Source organism: Pseudomonas sp. Q1-7, from assembly GCF_028010285.1.
Classification (GTDB): Bacteria; Pseudomonadota; Gammaproteobacteria; order Pseudomonadales; family Pseudomonadaceae; genus Metapseudomonas.
The window spans coordinates 5,125,033-5,141,108 of the sequence record NZ_CP116304.1; the positions used below are offsets into that span (position 1 = coordinate 5,125,033).

Sequence of the window (16,076 nt, forward strand, 5' to 3'; positions counted from 1 at the left end):
CGGTCCACTGGCCGGCGCTGGACGCGCCCCATGTCGCTATACTGCGCCGCCCGACTGGAGCCCTGCATGAGCCTGTTCCTCGACGCCTGGCGGCACGCCCCGACCCACCGGAAAGTCTGGGCCCTGGCCGCGCCCATGATCCTCTCGAACATTTCCGTGCCCCTGGTGGCGTTGGTGGACAGCACGGTGGTCGGGCACCTGCCCCACGCCCACCAGTTGGGCGCGGTGGCAGTGGGCAGCACCCTCTACACCCTGATGATCGGCGTGCTCGGATTCCTGCGCATGGGCACCACGGGATTCGCCGCCCAGGCCAGCGGGCGTGCCGATGGCGGCGAATTGCGCCAGGTGTTGCTGCAGGGCCTGGCGCTGGCCCTGGGACTCGCCTTGCTGCTGGGGCTCGTGGCGTTGCCCTTCAGCGGCTTCGCCCTGGGCTTGATGACACCGTCGGCGGAACTGGACCAACTGACCCGCGAATTCTTCCACCTGCGTCTGCTGGGACTGCCGGCGGCGCTGGCCAACTACGCGCTGGTGGGCTGGTTTCTCGGCACCCAGAACGCCCGTGCGCCTCTGGCGATCCTGTTGGTGACCAACCTGATCAACATCGCCCTGGCGCTGTGGTTCGTGCTGGGGCTGGACTGGGGCGTGGCCGGTGCGGCCAAGGCGGCGGTGACCGCGGAATGGTGCGGCGCGCTGATCGGCCTGGCCCTGACCCGTGGCGCGTTGCGCCGTCATCCGGGGCACATCGATTCCAGCGCGCTGGCCCGCTGGAGCAACTGGCGTCCACTGCTGGCGGTGAACCGCGACATTTTCATCCGCTCCCTGGCGCTGCAACTGGTGTTCTTCCTGCTCACCGTACAGGGCGCCCGCCTCGGCGACGCCACGGTGGCGGCCAACGCCCTGCTGCTCAACGGCCTACTGGTGACCGCCTATGCCCTGGACGGCCTGGCCCACGCGGTGGAAGCCCTGTGCGGCCACGCCATCGGCGCGAGGGACCGCACCGGCCTGCGCCGTGCGCTGCTGGTGTCCGGCGGCTGGTCGCTGATCGCGAGCCTGGGTTTTGCCCTGTTCTTCCTTCTCGGTGGCCGGCTGTTCATCGACCTGCAGAGCGACATCGCCGAGGTGCGCGCGGTGGCCCACGTCTACCTGCCCTACCTGGCGGCACTGCCCCTGGTGGCGGTCTGGAGCTACCTGCTGGACGGCCTGTTCATCGGCGCCACCCGCGCCCGCGAAATGCGCGATGCCATGCTGGTGGCGGTGGTGCTTAGCCTGCCGCTGGGATGGGGGCTACAGTTTCTCGGCAATCATGGGCTCTGGCTGGCCTTCCTCGCCTTCATGCTGCTGCGCGGGCTGAGCCTGGGCGCCATGGCCGGGCGCCTGCAACGGCGCGACGCCTGGTTCGCCGCACGATAACGACAACGAAACCTGATGACCTGAAGGAGTTTCCATGGGACAAGCCGTCGCCGCCTACCTGCACATTCTCTCCATCTTCGCGCTCTTCGCCCTGCTCGTCCTGGAGCACCGCCTGTTCAAGCTGCCCCTGGACCTGGAGCGCGCCCGCAGCCTGGTGCGTATCGACCTCGCCTACGGCCTGGCCGCCGGCGCGGTCCTGGCCACCGGCCTGGCGCGGGTGATCTGGTACGGCAAGGGCCTGGACTACTACCTCGCCAACTCGATGTTCCACGCCAAGATGGGCCTGTTCGTGCTGATCGCCCTGCTCTCCGGCTTCCCCACCTTCGTCTTCCTCAATTGGCGCAACGCGCTGAAGGCCGGCCAGGTGCCCCAGGTCAGCCCCGGCAAGGCCCGGGCGGTGATCATGGTGATCCGTCTGGAGCTGCTGCTGGCGCTGCTGCTGCCGCTGTTCGCGGTGCTGATGGCGCGCGGATATGGCGTGATTGGCGGCTGAACCCGGCGGCGAGTACACATTCACGTTCGTGGGGCGTGGACTTGCCTTTGCCCCGCTTTAAGGGGGTATCTCGGGGCAGGCGGCCAGATCGTGGCCCAACACGCCGCACACCGCTAGGCTTCGCAGGCTCAGCACCAGCCTACGAAATGCCTTCGCATACGCCTCGCAGCCCGCACGCATCACAGGCAGCGCCGGTGACGCATGGCCACGCCCCACGGACGTGGCTTCCCACGTTAAAAGGAATTCGCCCCTGCTACAGGACCACATCGGGGAAGGGTTCGGGGGCGAACACCGGGTTGAAGGAGAGCCGCTCGCGGGCCTGGGTCAGGGCCGCGGCCACCGCGTCCTCGCCGTCGGCCAGGCCCTGCAGGTGGATGAACTCCACATGGTGCAGGCCGATGATGCCCAGCACGTGGCGCAGGTAGGGCGAGAGGAAGTCCATCTGCTTGGCCTTGGCCCCCAGGTAGTGCCCGCCCGAACTCAGCACCACGAAGGTGGGCCGATCCTCCAGCAGGCCGTCGCGCCGGCCGTTGTGGATCTCGAAGGTGCGGTGGATGCGCACCACGTAGTCCAGCCAGAGCTTCAATACCGCCGGCACCATGTAGTTGTGCATGGGGGTGGAGATCAGCAGGTAATGGCTGCGTTCCAGCTCGCCGATCAACTGCTCGGACAGGGCGAAATGCTCGTCGGCGCTATCCGACTTGCCCACCACCGCTTCGGCATAGCCGGCCCACAGGGGCGGCAGCGGCTCGCGCACCAGGTTGCGGACGATCACCTCGGCCTTGGGGTGGATGCGCCGGGCCATTTCCCGGGCCAGTTGGCCTCCGGGCGAGGCCAGGTCGTTGGGGCTGCATTCGAGCAGAAGGACGCGCGGCATGGGGAACTCCCGACAGGTTGAGAACGGCTGGCGGAAATGAAAGCGCCGGACGGGAGATTTTGCCAGGGGGTTGGTCGGGTCGCCCCACGTTGCCTGGTAATCGCTCCTACAGTCGTAGGGTGGAAATCGCTTTTCATTTCCACCATTCGGCGTCTGGCCAGACCACCGACGGTGGACCGATGAAGCGTGCTCCACCCTACGGCTTCGCAAGCTCGAATGAAAAGCCCGGCGCGGGGCCGTAATGCTGTTCACATAAGAAGTAACGGGACTCGATCAGTCCCCTCGCCCCTTTGGGGAGAGGGTTAGGGAGAGGGGGGGAAACGACTGTTTCGCAGGGATTTCAACCCTCTCCCCCAGCCCCTCTCCCATAAATGGGAGAGGGGAGCGAGTCATGCGCGCTTAAGTGAACAGTATTACGGCGCGGGGCCGGGCTTGTTCATTCGTCGTGCTGTCAGGAAGACAGATACGAGGAGCGGGTCAGCCCCAGGCGCAGGGCATCGATGTACTGCGTGCGCTCGCGCGGGCTGAGCTTGGCGCTGGCCACCTTGTCGCGGTAATGCGCCATCAGTTCCTCGGGGGACAGGTGCACGTAGCGCAGCATGTCTTCGATGGTGTCGTGGGTCTCGATGCCGGCGTGGTACACGCTGCCATCGTCGTGCTGGTAGACGTTCACCGAGTCGGTGTCGCCGAACAGGTTGTGCATGTCGCCGAGGATTTCCTGGTAGGCGCCCACCAGGAACACGCCCAGCAGGTAGTCCTCGCCGTCGCGCACTTCGTGCACCGGCATGCTGGTCTCGATGCTCTGCTCGTCGACGTACTGGTTGATCTTGCCGTCGGAGTCGCAGGTCAGGTCCTGCAGCACGGCGCGGCGCAGGGGTTCCTCGTCCAGACGGTGCAGCGGGATGATCGGCAGCACCTGGCCGATGGCCCAGGTGTCCGGCAGGCTCTGGAACACCGAGAAGTTGCAGATGTACTTCTCCGCCAGCTTGTCGTTCAGTTCGTCGAGCACCTGGCGGTGGGAACGCTGGCGTGCCTTGAGCTGGTTGTGCAGGCGGCGGCAGATGGCGAAGTAGGCCTGCTCGGCCAAGGCCTTTTCGGCGAGCGACAGCTTGCCTTCGGCGTACTGGGCCGCGGCGTCGCTCATGTAGTGAGTGGCGCGCCAGTAGGTCTCGGTGACCATTTCGGCGTCGGTCGGGCCGAGCAGTTCGGCCAGCCAGCGGACGATCTCCGGCTGCTCCTCCAGGTTGGCGAACTTCGGCACTTCGTCGTTGTGGCGCTCGACGTCGGTCACCTGCATCACCAGCACGGCATGGTGCGCGGTCATGGCGCGGCCGCTCTCGGAGAAGATGTGCGGGTGCGGCAGGCCCTGGGCGTCGCAGAACTCCTTGAGCATGCCCACCACCACGCTGGCGTAGTCGTCCATGTCGTAGTTGATCGAGCTGGCATTGCGCGAGTGGGTGCCGTCGTAGTCCACGCCAAGGCCGCCGCCGACGTCGATGTGGTCCACCGGCAGACCGAGGTTGCGCAGCTCGGCGTAGTAGCGGATGGCTTCCTTGAAACCGTGCTGGTAGTCGGCCAGGTTGGCGATCTGCGACCCCATGTGGAAGTGCAGCAGGCGCACGCCCTGGTCAAGGCCGGCCTTGCGGAAGCGCTCGACCACCGAGAGGATCTGCGCGGCGGAGAGGCCGAACTTGGATTTCTCGCCGCCGGTGTCGGCCCACTTGGACGAGGCCAGGGACGACAGGCGCACGCGCAGGCCCACCTGGGGCGCGACCTTGAGTTCGGCGGCGACGTCGATGACGTACTCCACCTCGGCTTCCTTCTCGATGACGATGAAGACGTTGTGGCCGAGCTTCTGGCCCATCAGCGCCAGGCGGATGAACTCGCGGTCCTTGTAACCATTGCAGACGATGGTGCCGCCCTTCGGCGCCAGCGCCAGCACGGCCAGCAGCTCGGGCTTGGAGCCGGCCTCCAGGCCGATGGAGACGTTCTGGGTGGCGATGATGTTTTCCACCACCGCTTCCTGCTGGTTGACCTTGATCGGGTACAGCGCGGTGTAGCGGCTCTGGTACTCCAGGCGCGCGATGCTGGCGTCGAAGGCGCCGGTCAGCTGACGCACGCGGTCCTGCAGGATGTCGGGGAAGCGCACCAGCAGCGGCAGGGAAAGGCCGGCTTCGCGCAGGTCGCCGATGAGGTCGAAGAAGTCCACCGGCGAGCTGCCGGCGCCACGCGGACGCACTTCAACGCGGCCCGCCTCGTTGATTGCGAAATAGCCGGCCCCCCAATGGCGAATGCCATAGACACTGCGGCTGTCGGCCACGGTCCAGCTGGTGCCATCGTCCTTGCGCGTGCGTCGTGCAGACATCGATTTCCCCCTATGGGATAGAAAAGCGCCACGCCCGCCGGGTCAGGCCGGGGGCTTGGACAGGTTAATTCGGTCGTGTGACGTTGGAGTGTTGACCGCCGCAATGACGGTCAGTTTAGAAAGCCGTGGCTCAGCCGCCGGATTTCTTGGCCTTGAAGCCGCGCTTGGCGAGTTCTTCAAGCAACAGGTCCACGTGGTCGCCCTGGATCTCGATCACGCCGTCCTTCAGGGCTCCACCGGTTCCGCAACGACGCTTGAGCGCGCTGGCCAGCTCCTTCAGCTCATCGCCGGCCAGCGGCACGCCACTGACGGTGGTGACGGTCTTGCCGCCACGACCTTTGGTTTCGCGGCGCACACGGGCAATGCCGTCGCCGGCCGGCACGCTGGCTTGCTGGCAGATGCAGGCATCGATGGGCTGGCGGCATTCCGGGCAGTGCCGGCCGCTGTCGGTGGAGTACACCAGGCCGCCGAGGGCGGCAAAGGACGAAGCTTTCTTGACCACCGGCTTTCCTCGTAGGGGTCAGGATAGCGACTGGTCGGCGGGGCGCCGACCGCGAAGCCCCACTCTGGCAGGGGCAGCGCTGCCTGGCCGGGAGGCCAGGGTTGAAAGGCGGCGAAATTTAGCAGCATTCGCGGCGAATGCTAAGTACGAAAATGCGCCATTGACCGACAGATTGGCGACCTCGTTCGGCATCCCGCACGAAAAGGTCCGGGATATTGCACAAACCCGCACCCGGCGCGGGTTTGGGTGGGGTGATTCAAGCCATCGAGCGCAATCGGCAGTCTGGGCAAGAACTGCTTTTACTGTGGGGGCGAATTCATTCGCCAAGCAGGCCGAAGGGCTGCCCTTGTGTGCCCACTGGGGCCTGCTACGCAGTCCTTGGCGATTGAAATCGCCCCCACAAGGTCAGTAACCGGCGGAGTTACGTCAGCGACGCCAGGTACAGCTTCAGCGCCTTGAGGGAGTCCGGGCAGCAGGGGCTCAGGGCGAACGCCTTGTCCACCGTCATGAAGCGCGCTTCCAGAACCTCTTCCGGCTGCAACTTCAGCGGCGCATCGGAGACGGCGGAGAACACCGCCCCCCAGAGGCGGTTGCCCGGCTCGTCGAAATAGAAGCGCCCATGCTCGCGTAGCGGAACCCCGCCGATGCCGAGTTCCTCTTCCAGTTCACGGGCAGCGGACAGGGCGTAGTCCTCGCCTTCCTGCACCATGCCACCGGCGGCCACGTCCCAGTAGCCCGGATAGAGCGCCTTGCTCAGGGTGCGGCGATGCACGCAAAGCTCGCCGGCGGAGTTGAACAGCAGGATGAAGGTGCCGCGTGAGATCAGTCCACGCTCGCGCAGTTCGGCACGCGGCAGGCCGCCGAGGGGGCGATCCTGCTCGTCGACCCAGGTCACCCGTTCGGCGTCGGAGGCGGCGCGGTGGGCCGCCTCGCGTTCGTCGATGGCCATCAGCCCTGCTCCAGCAGTTGGCGCAGGTCGATCACCGCGGCGTTGGCGCGGGAGATGTAGTTGGCCATCACCAGCGAATGGTTGGCCAGCACGCCGTAGCCACTGCCGTTCAGCACCATGGGGCTCCACAGGGGCTCCTGGGCGGCCTCCAGTTCGCGGATGATCTGGCGCACGCTGATGGTGGCGTTCTTCTTCGCCAGCACGTCGGCGAAGTCCACCTCGATGGCGCGCAGGATGTGCGACAGCGCCCAGGCCTGGCCACGGGCTTCATAGAAGACGTTGTCGATCTGCAGCCAGGGCGTCTCGACGATTTCTTCGCTCACGGCGGGCACCTGGCCGGTGACGGCGGCCGCTTCCGGGCTGATGTCGCTGTTCAGGCGCACCCGGCCGACGCTGGCGGAGAGGCGCTGGGAGAGCGAACCGAGACGGGTGGCGACGTCACCCAGCCAGTTGTTCAGGTTGTCGGCGCGGCTGTAGAACTGCGCGGGCTGGTTGGGGTTGGCCAGGCGGGCCAGATAGCGATCCAGGGAACGAATGCCTTCCTGGTACTCCGACTCGGACGCTGGCAGCGCCCAGCTCTTGTTGTCGAAGTTGAAGCGCGGTTCCGCCCGGGCCAGGTCCGGGTCCTCGGTGGATTGCGACTGGGAGCGGGCGAAGTCCTTGCGCAGGGCCCGGGACAGGTCGCGTACCTGAACCAGCACGCCGTATTCCCAACTGGGCATGTTGTCCAGCCAGAGACCGGGCGGGGCAAGGTCGTTGGACAGGTAGCCGCCGCTCTTGTCGAGCAGGGTCTGGGCCACGGTCTTGAGAGTTTCCACCGTGGTGTAGCCGCTGACCATCTGGCGGCCGGCGCGCTCGGCGTGCTCCTGCGCGTTCTGCTGCACGGAGAAAAGATCGGGCTCGCGGCTCCAGTACCAGCCCACCACCAGGCAGGCCAGCAGGTAAATCACCAGCAGACTGCCGAGGGCACGGCTCAGCCAGATACCGCCGAGGTAGCTGCGCACATCGTCAACCGAGTCATCGACGCGCTCGCGCGCCTCGCCCATACGTTTCTTCCAGTCCAGCATGGCAGTGTCCTTCGAATTTCGATCAGCACGGAAAGGTTCGACCCACATTCGCCCCGGGCGTTGCGGCCGAGTCCAGCACTATAAGGGATGCGCGTGCGCCGCGCAGTGTCCACGCGCCCAACCATCCACCGGTTCCGGCGCCGGCATCGGCGCCCGGGCCCGCGGCTGCCGGAACCCGTCTGAATTTTTCTGGCGAAAGCGGGACAAATGGCACTGGCGTACCGGCTACAAGGTGATAGCATGGAGCCACCATCTAGATCGTCTCCAGGCGACACCTCCGGCCATGACCGAGCACGAAGATCCCACCCGCGATCGACTCAAGCACCACTTCGCCCAGCGAGTCATCAACCAGGCGCGGCACGTGCTGGAAATCTGGCAGCGCCTGCAACGCAGCGAGTGGAACACGGCGTGCATGAGCGAGCTGGCCGAGGCCAGCCTCTACCTGCAGCGCTACGCCGAACGCTTCGAGCAGCCTGAACATACACGCCTGGCGCTGGCTATCGGCGATTGCCTGCGCGGCGTGGAGGAAAATCGGGGGCGACTGTCCAGCGACCTGATCACCGAGCTCAGCCTGTTGATGCAGCGCCTGTCGCGCACCGGACTGCGCCACGGCGACCAGTTCGAGCAGACCTTTCTGCCCCCCTTGCGCAAACCGGTGTACCTGGCGCTGCAAAGCGAGGACCGCGCCGAGCGCCTGACCCAGCAACTGGAGTTCTTCGGCCTCAACGCCCAGCTCTGCGACAGCGCCAACGCCTTCCGCTCGGCGATGGCCGAGCGGCATCCGTCGGCCATCGTGCTGGAGGTGGATTTTTCCGGCCCCGGCCAGGGCCTGGAACTGGCCCGCGAAGCCCAGCAGGGCCTGGAGCAGAAGCTGCCGGTCATATTCTTCAGCCATGAAGAAGCCGATGCGCCGACCCGCCTGTCCGCCGTGCGCGCGGGCGGCCAGGAGTTCTTCACCGGTGCCCTGGATGCGTCCAGCCTGCTGGAAAAGCTGGAAACCCTGACCCGCACCGCCCACTACGATCCCTTCAAGGTGCTGGTGGTGGACGACTCCCGCGCCCAGGCCACCCACACCGAGCTGGTCCTCAACTCCGCCGGCATCGTCACCCGTGTCATCACCGAGCCGGTGCAGGCCCTGCAGGCCCTGTCCGAATTCCAGCCGGACCTGATCATCCTCGACATGTACATGCCCGAATGCCTGGGCACCGAACTGGCCAAAGTGATCCGCCAGCACGAGCGCTATGTCAGCGTGCCGATCATCTACCTGTCGGCCGAGGACGACCTGAACAAGCAGCTGGACGCCATGAGCGAGGGCGGCGACGACTTCCTCACCAAACCGATCAAACCGCGCCACCTGATCGCCACCGTGCGCACCCGTGCCAAGCGCGCGCGCAGCCTCAAGGCGCGCATGGTGCGCGACAGCCTCACCGGCCTGTTCAACCACACCCACACCCTGCAGTTGCTGGAAGACGCCAGCTCCCGGGCGCGCCGGGACGGCAAGCCGCTGTGCTTCGCCATGCTCGACATCGACCATTTCAAGAAGGTCAACGACACCTACGGCCACCCCATGGGCGACCGGGTGATCAAGAGTCTTGCCCTGTTCCTCAAGCAGCGCCTGCGCAAGACCGACCATATCGGCCGCTACGGTGGCGAGGAATTCGCCGTGGTGCTGCCCGATACCGACCTGGAAGCCGCGCAACGGGTGCTGGAGGAGATCCGCCGGCGCTTCGCCGAAATCCGCTACCCGGCACAGCCCCACGACCTCAGCTGCACCTTCAGTTGCGGCATCGCCCAACTGCACGACGGCCTGGACATCAACCAGTTGTCCAAGCAGGCGGACGAAGCGCTCTATCTCGCCAAGCACAGCGGCCGCAACCGCGTCGAACTGTTTCGCGACTGACGTCCACGGTCACGGGACTGTCATCAAACAGCAATATCATCTGGCCATCCCCCGTGCACCCGCTCCCGGCCCAGCAGGACCGTGGACCGGCAAAGCAGTCCGACGAGGAAGCGATGCGCCTGAAACTGCTCACCAACCTGATCACCCTGTTGCTGGTCACCGTGTGCCTGGCTCTGGGGGCCACCCTCTGGTGGTCGCAGCGGGCACTGGAACGCCCCTATCAACTGATGGAGCAGTACCTGGAAGTCGCCCAGCGCTTCCGCACCGACGTGGCGGACAACGTCCAGGCCTACCTCGCCAGCGGCGATGCCCTGCGCCACAGCGCCGCCAGCCAAGGCATCGACGACCTGGAACAGCACCTCGGCCAGCTTCCCGACGGGTTCACCCGCGACCTGCTGCCCAGCTTCAACGAACTGCGCGAATTCACCCGTGGTGAACTGCTGGCGGCCGGCAAGCTGGCTGGCGACCCGCAGGGCCTGCTGATCCAGGCCGAGCGGGAAATCGCCGGCGCCCTCGACCAGCTCGCCCAGTACGCCGACTCGGCCGGCACGCCGGCGGCCGTCGATTATCGCGCGCCGTTGTTTGCCGCCGCCCAGCACCTCAATCGCCTCAGCCTGGCCCGCGCCAAGCTGGTGGAAAGCGGCCGCGACGAGCTGGCCGCCGACGTCGAGCGCGAGCTGGAAGCCCTGGGTCGCGACAGCGCAGCCCTCGACGCGCTGCCGCTGCTCGGCGTGGCCGACAGCAGCAGTTCCGCCGCCGACGACTTCGCCGCCCTGATGGGCCTGGAAAGCAGCAGCGAATCCAGCCAGGCGGAGGACCGTGGCGTCGCCCTCAAGCGCGAGCTGGCCGGCCTGCTCAAGCGCTACCCCGGCGAACTGGCGCGCACCCGCGAATTGATCCAGCTGCGCGCCGGGCTGGCCGACACCACTCGCCAGCGGATCGATGCCTTGCAATCAGCCCTGGCCGCCCTGGAGCCCGTGGTACGGGCCGAGCACAGCCGCATCCAGGCCGAAGTGCGCGTGATGCAGGGGCTGATGATCGGCCTGATCCTGCTCATCGCCCTGTGCATCGACCGCATCCAGCGCCGCCTGACCCAGGTCCTCGGACGTCTCGTCGCGGCCCTTGGCGCCTGGGCCGCCGGCGACTTCAGCCGGCCCATCGTGCTCGAATCGAGCATCCACGACCTGCGCCGCATCGAGGACTCCCTCAACCGCCTGCGCGACTACCTCGGCGAACTGGTGGGCACCATCCGCCAACACGCCGAACAGGTCGCCGGCAGCAGCAGCGCCCTGGCCGACCTCAGCAACGGCCTGCACGCCGGCGCCGAGCACCAGGCCGGCGGCACCGCGCAGATCCGCGATGCCCTGGGCGAGCTGGAAGCCACCATCCAGCAGGTGGCCGGCGACGCCAGCCTGGCCGCCGACGCCAGCCGCGACGCCGGGCGTGCCGTGGAACAGGGTCAGGGCGTGATCGACCAGAGCCTGGCCGGCCTGCACCAATTGGTGAGCGAAGTGCAGAACAGCGCCCAGTCGGTGGAGCGCCTGGCCGAGGAAACCGAAACCATCGACAAGGTGCTGACGGTGATCCGCGCCATTGCCGAGCAGACCAACCTGCTGGCGCTGAACGCCGCCATCGAGGCGGCCCGTGCCGGCGAGATGGGCCGCGGCTTCGCCGTGGTGGCCGAGGAAGTGCGCTCCCTGGCCCAGCGCACCACCGGCGCCACCAGCGAGATCCAGCAACTGATCGCGCGCCTGCAGCAGGCGGCCCGGCAATCGGTGGAGGCCATGCGCGTCCAGGTGAAGCACGCCGAAGCCAGCGCCGAGCAGGCCGCCGCCGCCGATGGCGCCCTGGTGGAGGTGGTCAGCGCCATTCGCACCATCGCCAGCATGGCCGAACGCATCGCCGACGCCACCGCCCAGCAGAGCGGCACCGTCAGCGAAATCCGCGACCACAGCGAGCAGATCCACCAGTTGGGCGGCGACAACCTGACGCGCATCGGCGAAAGCCGCAGCCAGGGCGAGCGCCTGCTGCAGCTCGGCGGCCAACTGCATACGGCGGTGAAAGCCTTCCGCGTCTGAGTGACGGGCGCGACCTATTGTCGCGCCGGCTTTCCTCCGCGGGACCTCGACCTTTCACGCCCTGGACAAAACCGCTTACAGCCCGGCGCCTGCAGGAACGCCTAAAGGTCCGCTATGATGCGGACATTTCCACCCAAGAGATTTCCATGCGCCGCCTGCTGAGCCTGATCCTGCTGCTGGTGGCCCTGCCCGCCGGCGCAGGGTTGCTGGACAACCGACCGAATCCGACCCTGGGTGCCCCCCTCAATAACAGTGGCGACTTCCTGCCGGTGCGCGAAGCCTTTCGCCTCAGTCTGGCGGAGAGCACGCCCACTTCGGTGAAGCTGCGCTTCACCAATGCCGAGGGCTACTACCTCTATCGCCATCGCTTCCAGTTCCGCGCCGAACCGGCCGACAGCGGCCTGGGCCAGCCGGTGCTGCCGGCGGGCAAGCCCAAGACGGACGAATTCTTCGGCGACGTCGAGGTGTACTACGGCGTACTGGACATCGACCTGCCGCTGGACCCGGCGCGCACGGCCCCCAGCGCACTGCGGGTGACCTACCAGGGCTGCGCCGACAAGGGCCTGTGCTATCCGCCGGAAACCGAAGTACTGCAGCTGGCTGGCGGAGCCGCCAGCAGCGGCAACGGCGCAGTCGGCAGCGCCGGCGGCGGCGTCTGGAGCTGGCACGAGCTGGCGCTGTTCTTCCTCGCGGGCCTGGGCCTGACCTTCACGCCCTGCGTACTGCCGATGCTGCCGATCCTGTCCGGCGTGGTGCTGCGCGGCCAGGCGGGCGGCGGACGCGGCTTGGTGCTGTCGCTGGCCTACGTGCTGCCAATGGCCGCCTGCTTCGCCCTGCTGGGGGCGCTGATGGGCGTGTTCGGCGCCGAACTCAACCTCCAGGCGCGGCTGCAATCGCCCTGGGTACTGGTACCCTTCGCCGGCTTCTTCACCCTCTTCGCCCTGGCCATGTTCGGCCTCTACGAACTGCGCCTGCCGCGCTTCATCAGCGGCCCGCTGGACAGCCTGGCCGGCAGCGCCAAGGGTGGCTCGATCTGGAGCGCCGCCCTGCTCGGCGTCCTCTCCAGCCTGCTGGTTTCCCCCTGCGTGTCCGCCCCCCTGGCCGGTGCCCTGCTCTATATCAGTGCCAGCGGCGATGCCCTGGGCGGCGGCCTGAAACTCTTCGCCCTGGGCCTGGGCATGGGCGCCCCACTGGTGCTCTTCGCGACCGGCGGCGGTGCACTGCTGCCCAAGGCCGGAGCCTGGATGGTCGCCGTGCGCAACGCCTTCGGCGTGCTGCTCCTGGCGGTGGCGGTGTGGATGCTCGAACGGGTCCTGCCCGGCCCGCTCGCGCTGGGCCTGTGGGGCCTGCTGGCGGGCGGCGTGGCGCTGTTCCTCGGCGCCCTGGAATTCACCCCCAAGGCACCGCGCGAACGCCTGGCCCAACTGGGCGGGCTGGTGCTGCTGGTGTACGCCGTGGCAGCCTGGTCCGGCGCACTGAAAGGCGAGTCCGACCCCCTGCGCCCCCTGGGCCGCACGCACCTGGTTGGTGCGCCCACGGCGCAACCGGCCGCCGGGGAATGGCAAACCATCAAGACGCCGGCGGAACTCAGCGGCCTCCTCGCCGAAGCCAGGGGCTCTGGCCAGCAGGTGTTGCTGGACTGGTATGCCGACTGGTGCATTAGTTGCAAGGTGATCGAACGTGAAGTCCTCACCGCCACGGAGGTTAGCTCGCAGCTGGGCGGCTACCGCCTGATCCGCTTCGACATGACCGAAAGCAACGCCGAGCAACGGGCGCTGCTCGATCGCTACAAGCTGTTCGGACCACCGGCCATCCTGTTCTTCGACGGCAAGGGTGACGAAATGACCGAACTGCGTGTCGTAGGTGAAGTCGATGCCAAGGCCTTCGCCGCCCGCCTGCAACAGGCGAACGCATCACGCTGACGCGAGCAACGTCATATATTTGCCGCAAACACCGGGCATCTTGTCGACTATTGTTGGCAACTGGACAGCCTTTCCGGCTATCCGGCATAGTGCCGCCTGGCCTCCAATAAGGAACAATCAGCATGGCCACCCTGCTCGTCCTGCACGGCCCCAACCTCAATCTGCTGGGAACCCGCGAACCCGACAAATACGGGGCAACGACCCTGGCCGAGATCAACCAGGACCTGGAACGGCGCGCCCGCGAAGCCGGCCATCACCTGATGCACCTGCAGAGCAACGCCGAGTACGAACTGATCGACCGGATTCACGCGGCCCGTGGTGAAGGAGTGGACTTCATCCTCATCAATCCTGCTGCTTTCACGCATACAAGTGTCGCCCTACGTGACGCATTGCTCGCAGTGAGCATCCCATTCATCGAAGTGCACCTGTCCAACGTGCACAAACGAGAACCTTTCCGCCACCACTCCTACTTCTCCGATGTTGCCGTGGGAGTGATCTGCGGTCTGGGCGCCACCGGCTACCGCCTGGCCCTGGACGCGGCACTGGAACACCTTGAACGCCCCTGACCTCACCCTTGGGAGTTGATGATTAATGGATATCCGTAAAGTCAAGAAACTGATCGAACTGCTGGAAGAATCCGGTATCGACGAACTGGAGATCCGCGAGGGCGAAGAGTCCGTGCGCATCAGCCGTCACAGCAACAAGGCGATGGCCGCCCAGCCGATCTACGCCGCAGCCCCGGCTCCGGTAGCCGCCCCGGTTGCCGCTGCCGCCCCGGCCGCCGCCGAAGCCGCCGCTCCGGCCGCGCCCAAGCTGAACGGCAACGTGGTGCGCTCGCCGATGGTCGGCACCTTCTACCGCTCGCCGTCCCCGACCACCGCGGCCTTCGTGGAAGTCGGCCAGAGCGTGAAGAAAGGCGACATCCTCTGCATCGTCGAAGCCATGAAGATGATGAACCACATCGAAGCCGAAGCCAGTGGCGTGATCGAGTCCATCCTGGTGGAAAACGGTCAGCCGGTTGAGTACGACCAGCCGCTGTTCACCATCGTCTGAACCGCGGAGAGCCTGCGATGTTGGAAAAAGTCCTGATCGCCAACCGTGGCGAGATCGCCCTGCGCATCCTTCGCGCCTGCAAGGAACTGGGCATCAAGACAGTGGCGGTGCACTCCACGGCCGACCGTGAGCTGATGCACCTGTCCCTGGCCGACGAAACCGTCTGCATCGGCCCGGCTTCGGCAGCCCAGTCTTACCTGAGCATCCCGGCGATCATCAGCGCCGCCGAACTCACCGGCGCCACCGCGATCCACCCGGGTTACGGCTTCCTCGCCGAAAACGCCGACTTCGCCGAACAGGTGGAGAACTCCGGATTCACCTTCGTCGGTCCGACCGCCAATGTGATCCGCCTGATGGGCGACAAGGTTTCCGCCAAGGAAGCCATGCAGCGCTCCGGCGTACCCACCGTGCCGGGCTCCGACGGCCCGCTGCCGGAAGACGAGGAAACCGCGCTGGCCATCGCCCGCGAAGTGGGCTACCCGGTGATCATCAAGGCCGCCGGCGGCGGCGGTGGTCGCGGCATGCGCGTGGTCTACGAGGAAGAAGAGCTGATCAAGTCGGCCAAGCTGACCCGTACCGAAGCTGGTGCGGCCTTCGGCAACCCGATGGTCTACCTGGAGAAGTTCCTCACCAATCCGCGCCACGTGGAAGTGCAGGTCCTGTCCGACGGCCAGGGCAACGCCATCCACCTGGGCGACCGCGACTGCTCGCTGCAGCGCCGTCACCAGAAGGTGCTGGAAGAGGCCCCCGCTCCGCAGATCGACGAAAAGGCCCGCGCCGAAGTGCTGGACCGCTGCGTCCAGGCCTGCATCGAGATCGGTTATCGCGGCGCCGGCACCTTCGAGTTCCTTTACGAAGACGGCCGCTTCTACTTCATCGAGATGAACACTCGCGTGCAGGTGGAGCACCCGGTCACCGAAATGGTCACCGGCATCGACATCGTCAAGGAAATGCTCAGCATCGCCGCGGGCAACAAGCTGTCGATCAAGCAGGAAGACGTGGTCATCCGCGGCCATGCGCTTGAATGCCGGATCAACGCCGAAGACCCGGACAACTTCATGCCCTGCCCGGGCAAGGTGACCTACTTCCACGCACCGGGCGGCAATGGCGTCCGTGTCGATTCGCACCTGTACAGCGGCTACGCCGTACCGCCGAACTACGACTCGCTGATCGGCAAGGTGATCGCCTACGGCAACACGCGCGATGAAGCCATGGCGCGCATGCGCAATGCGCTGGACGAGATCGTCGTCGACGGGATCAAGACCAACATCCCGCTGCACCGCGACCTCACTCGCGACAAGGGTTTCTGCAAAGGTGGCATCAACATCCACTACCTGGAAAAGAAACTCGGCATGGACAAGCACTGATCACCAGTGCCTGATCCACGACACAGGGGCTGCCAAATGGCGGCCCTTGTGTTTTTCCGCCCTGTGCTCAAGTAAGCTTGCGCGCCTGCCGCA

Annotated in this window: 13 protein-coding genes; 8 read left to right on the plus strand and 5 right to left on the minus strand. The window is 66.4% G+C overall.

Annotated elements, in window-relative coordinates; genetic code table 11:
* Positions 1 to 66: 66 nt before the first annotated feature.
* The gene (locus tag PJW05_RS23745) at positions 67 to 1,410 is read left to right on the plus strand and encodes an MATE family efflux transporter (protein ID WP_271412292.1); all 1,344 of its coding nucleotides are present in this window, start codon (positions 67 to 69) and stop codon (positions 1,408 to 1,410) included.
* A 34-nt stretch (positions 1,411 to 1,444) separates the two neighbouring features.
* Positions 1,445 to 1,903, plus strand: coding sequence for a DUF2214 family protein (locus tag PJW05_RS23750; RefSeq protein ID WP_271409385.1), 459 nt, complete (start codon positions 1,445 to 1,447; stop codon positions 1,901 to 1,903).
* 253 nt (positions 1,904 to 2,156) lie between these two features.
* On the opposite strand, the gene PJW05_RS23755 is transcribed toward PJW05_RS23750, so the two are convergent.
* The 5 genes from PJW05_RS23755 to PJW05_RS23775 all read right to left on the minus strand — a co-directional run bounded on the left by PJW05_RS23755 (position 2,157) and on the right by PJW05_RS23775 (position 7,663).
* Positions 2,157 to 2,780, minus strand: coding sequence for an FMN-dependent NADH-azoreductase (locus tag PJW05_RS23755; RefSeq protein ID WP_271409386.1), 624 nt, complete (start codon positions 2,778 to 2,780; stop codon positions 2,157 to 2,159).
* A gap of 451 nt (positions 2,781 to 3,231) precedes the next feature.
* Positions 3,232 to 5,145, minus strand: a complete 1,914-nt coding sequence (gene speA / locus PJW05_RS23760; RefSeq protein WP_271409387.1) for an arginine decarboxylase — start codon at positions 5,143 to 5,145, stop codon at positions 3,232 to 3,234.
* A 130-nt stretch (positions 5,146 to 5,275) separates the two neighbouring features.
* Entirely contained in the window at positions 5,276 to 5,647 is a 372-nt protein-coding gene (locus PJW05_RS23765; protein WP_271409388.1) for a translation initiation factor Sui1, read from the minus strand.
* 421 nt (positions 5,648 to 6,068) lie between these two features.
* Positions 6,069 to 6,596 carry an NUDIX hydrolase gene (locus PJW05_RS23770; protein WP_271409389.1) on the minus strand — a complete coding sequence of 176 codons (528 nt, stop codon included), beginning with the start codon at positions 6,594 to 6,596 and terminating at the stop codon, positions 6,069 to 6,071.
* A complete protein-coding gene (locus PJW05_RS23775) occupies positions 6,596 to 7,663 on the minus strand; it encodes a DUF2333 family protein (protein ID WP_271409390.1) in 1,068 nt (355 codons plus the stop codon). Before PJW05_RS23775 ends, PJW05_RS23770 begins: the two co-directional genes overlap by 1 nt.
* 283 nt (positions 7,664 to 7,946) lie before the next feature.
* On the opposite strand from PJW05_RS23775, the gene PJW05_RS23780 reads away from it, so the two are divergent.
* The 6 genes from PJW05_RS23780 (at position 7,947) to accC (ending at position 15,983) form a co-directional block, all read left to right on the plus strand.
* The gene (locus PJW05_RS23780) at positions 7,947 to 9,563 is read left to right on the plus strand and encodes a response regulator (RefSeq protein ID WP_271409391.1); all 1,617 of its coding nucleotides are present in this window, start codon (positions 7,947 to 7,949) and stop codon (positions 9,561 to 9,563) included.
* A 1,034-nt stretch (positions 9,564 to 10,597) separates the two neighbouring features.
* The gene (locus PJW05_RS26925) at positions 10,598 to 11,641 is read left to right on the plus strand and encodes a methyl-accepting chemotaxis protein (protein WP_442969273.1); all 1,044 of its coding nucleotides are present in this window, start codon (positions 10,598 to 10,600) and stop codon (positions 11,639 to 11,641) included.
* A 146-nt stretch (positions 11,642 to 11,787) separates the two neighbouring features.
* Entirely contained in the window at positions 11,788 to 13,563 is a 1,776-nt protein-coding gene (locus tag PJW05_RS23790) for a protein-disulfide reductase DsbD (RefSeq protein ID WP_271409393.1), read from the plus strand.
* A gap of 122 nt (positions 13,564 to 13,685) precedes the next feature.
* Positions 13,686 to 14,129 carry a type II 3-dehydroquinate dehydratase gene (gene aroQ, locus PJW05_RS23795; RefSeq protein WP_271409394.1) on the plus strand — a complete coding sequence of 148 codons (444 nt, stop codon included), beginning with the start codon at positions 13,686 to 13,688 and terminating at the stop codon, positions 14,127 to 14,129.
* A gap of 25 nt (positions 14,130 to 14,154) precedes the next feature.
* Complete coding sequence (gene accB, locus PJW05_RS23800; protein ID WP_271409395.1) at positions 14,155 to 14,616, plus strand: acetyl-CoA carboxylase biotin carboxyl carrier protein; 462 nt, start codon at positions 14,155 to 14,157, stop codon at positions 14,614 to 14,616.
* A gap of 17 nt (positions 14,617 to 14,633) precedes the next feature.
* Positions 14,634 to 15,983: an acetyl-CoA carboxylase biotin carboxylase subunit gene (accC, locus tag PJW05_RS23805; protein ID WP_271409396.1), complete on the plus strand. Its 1,350-nt coding sequence runs from the start codon at positions 14,634 to 14,636 to the stop codon at positions 15,981 to 15,983.
* Positions 15,984 to 16,076 lie beyond the last annotated feature (93 nt).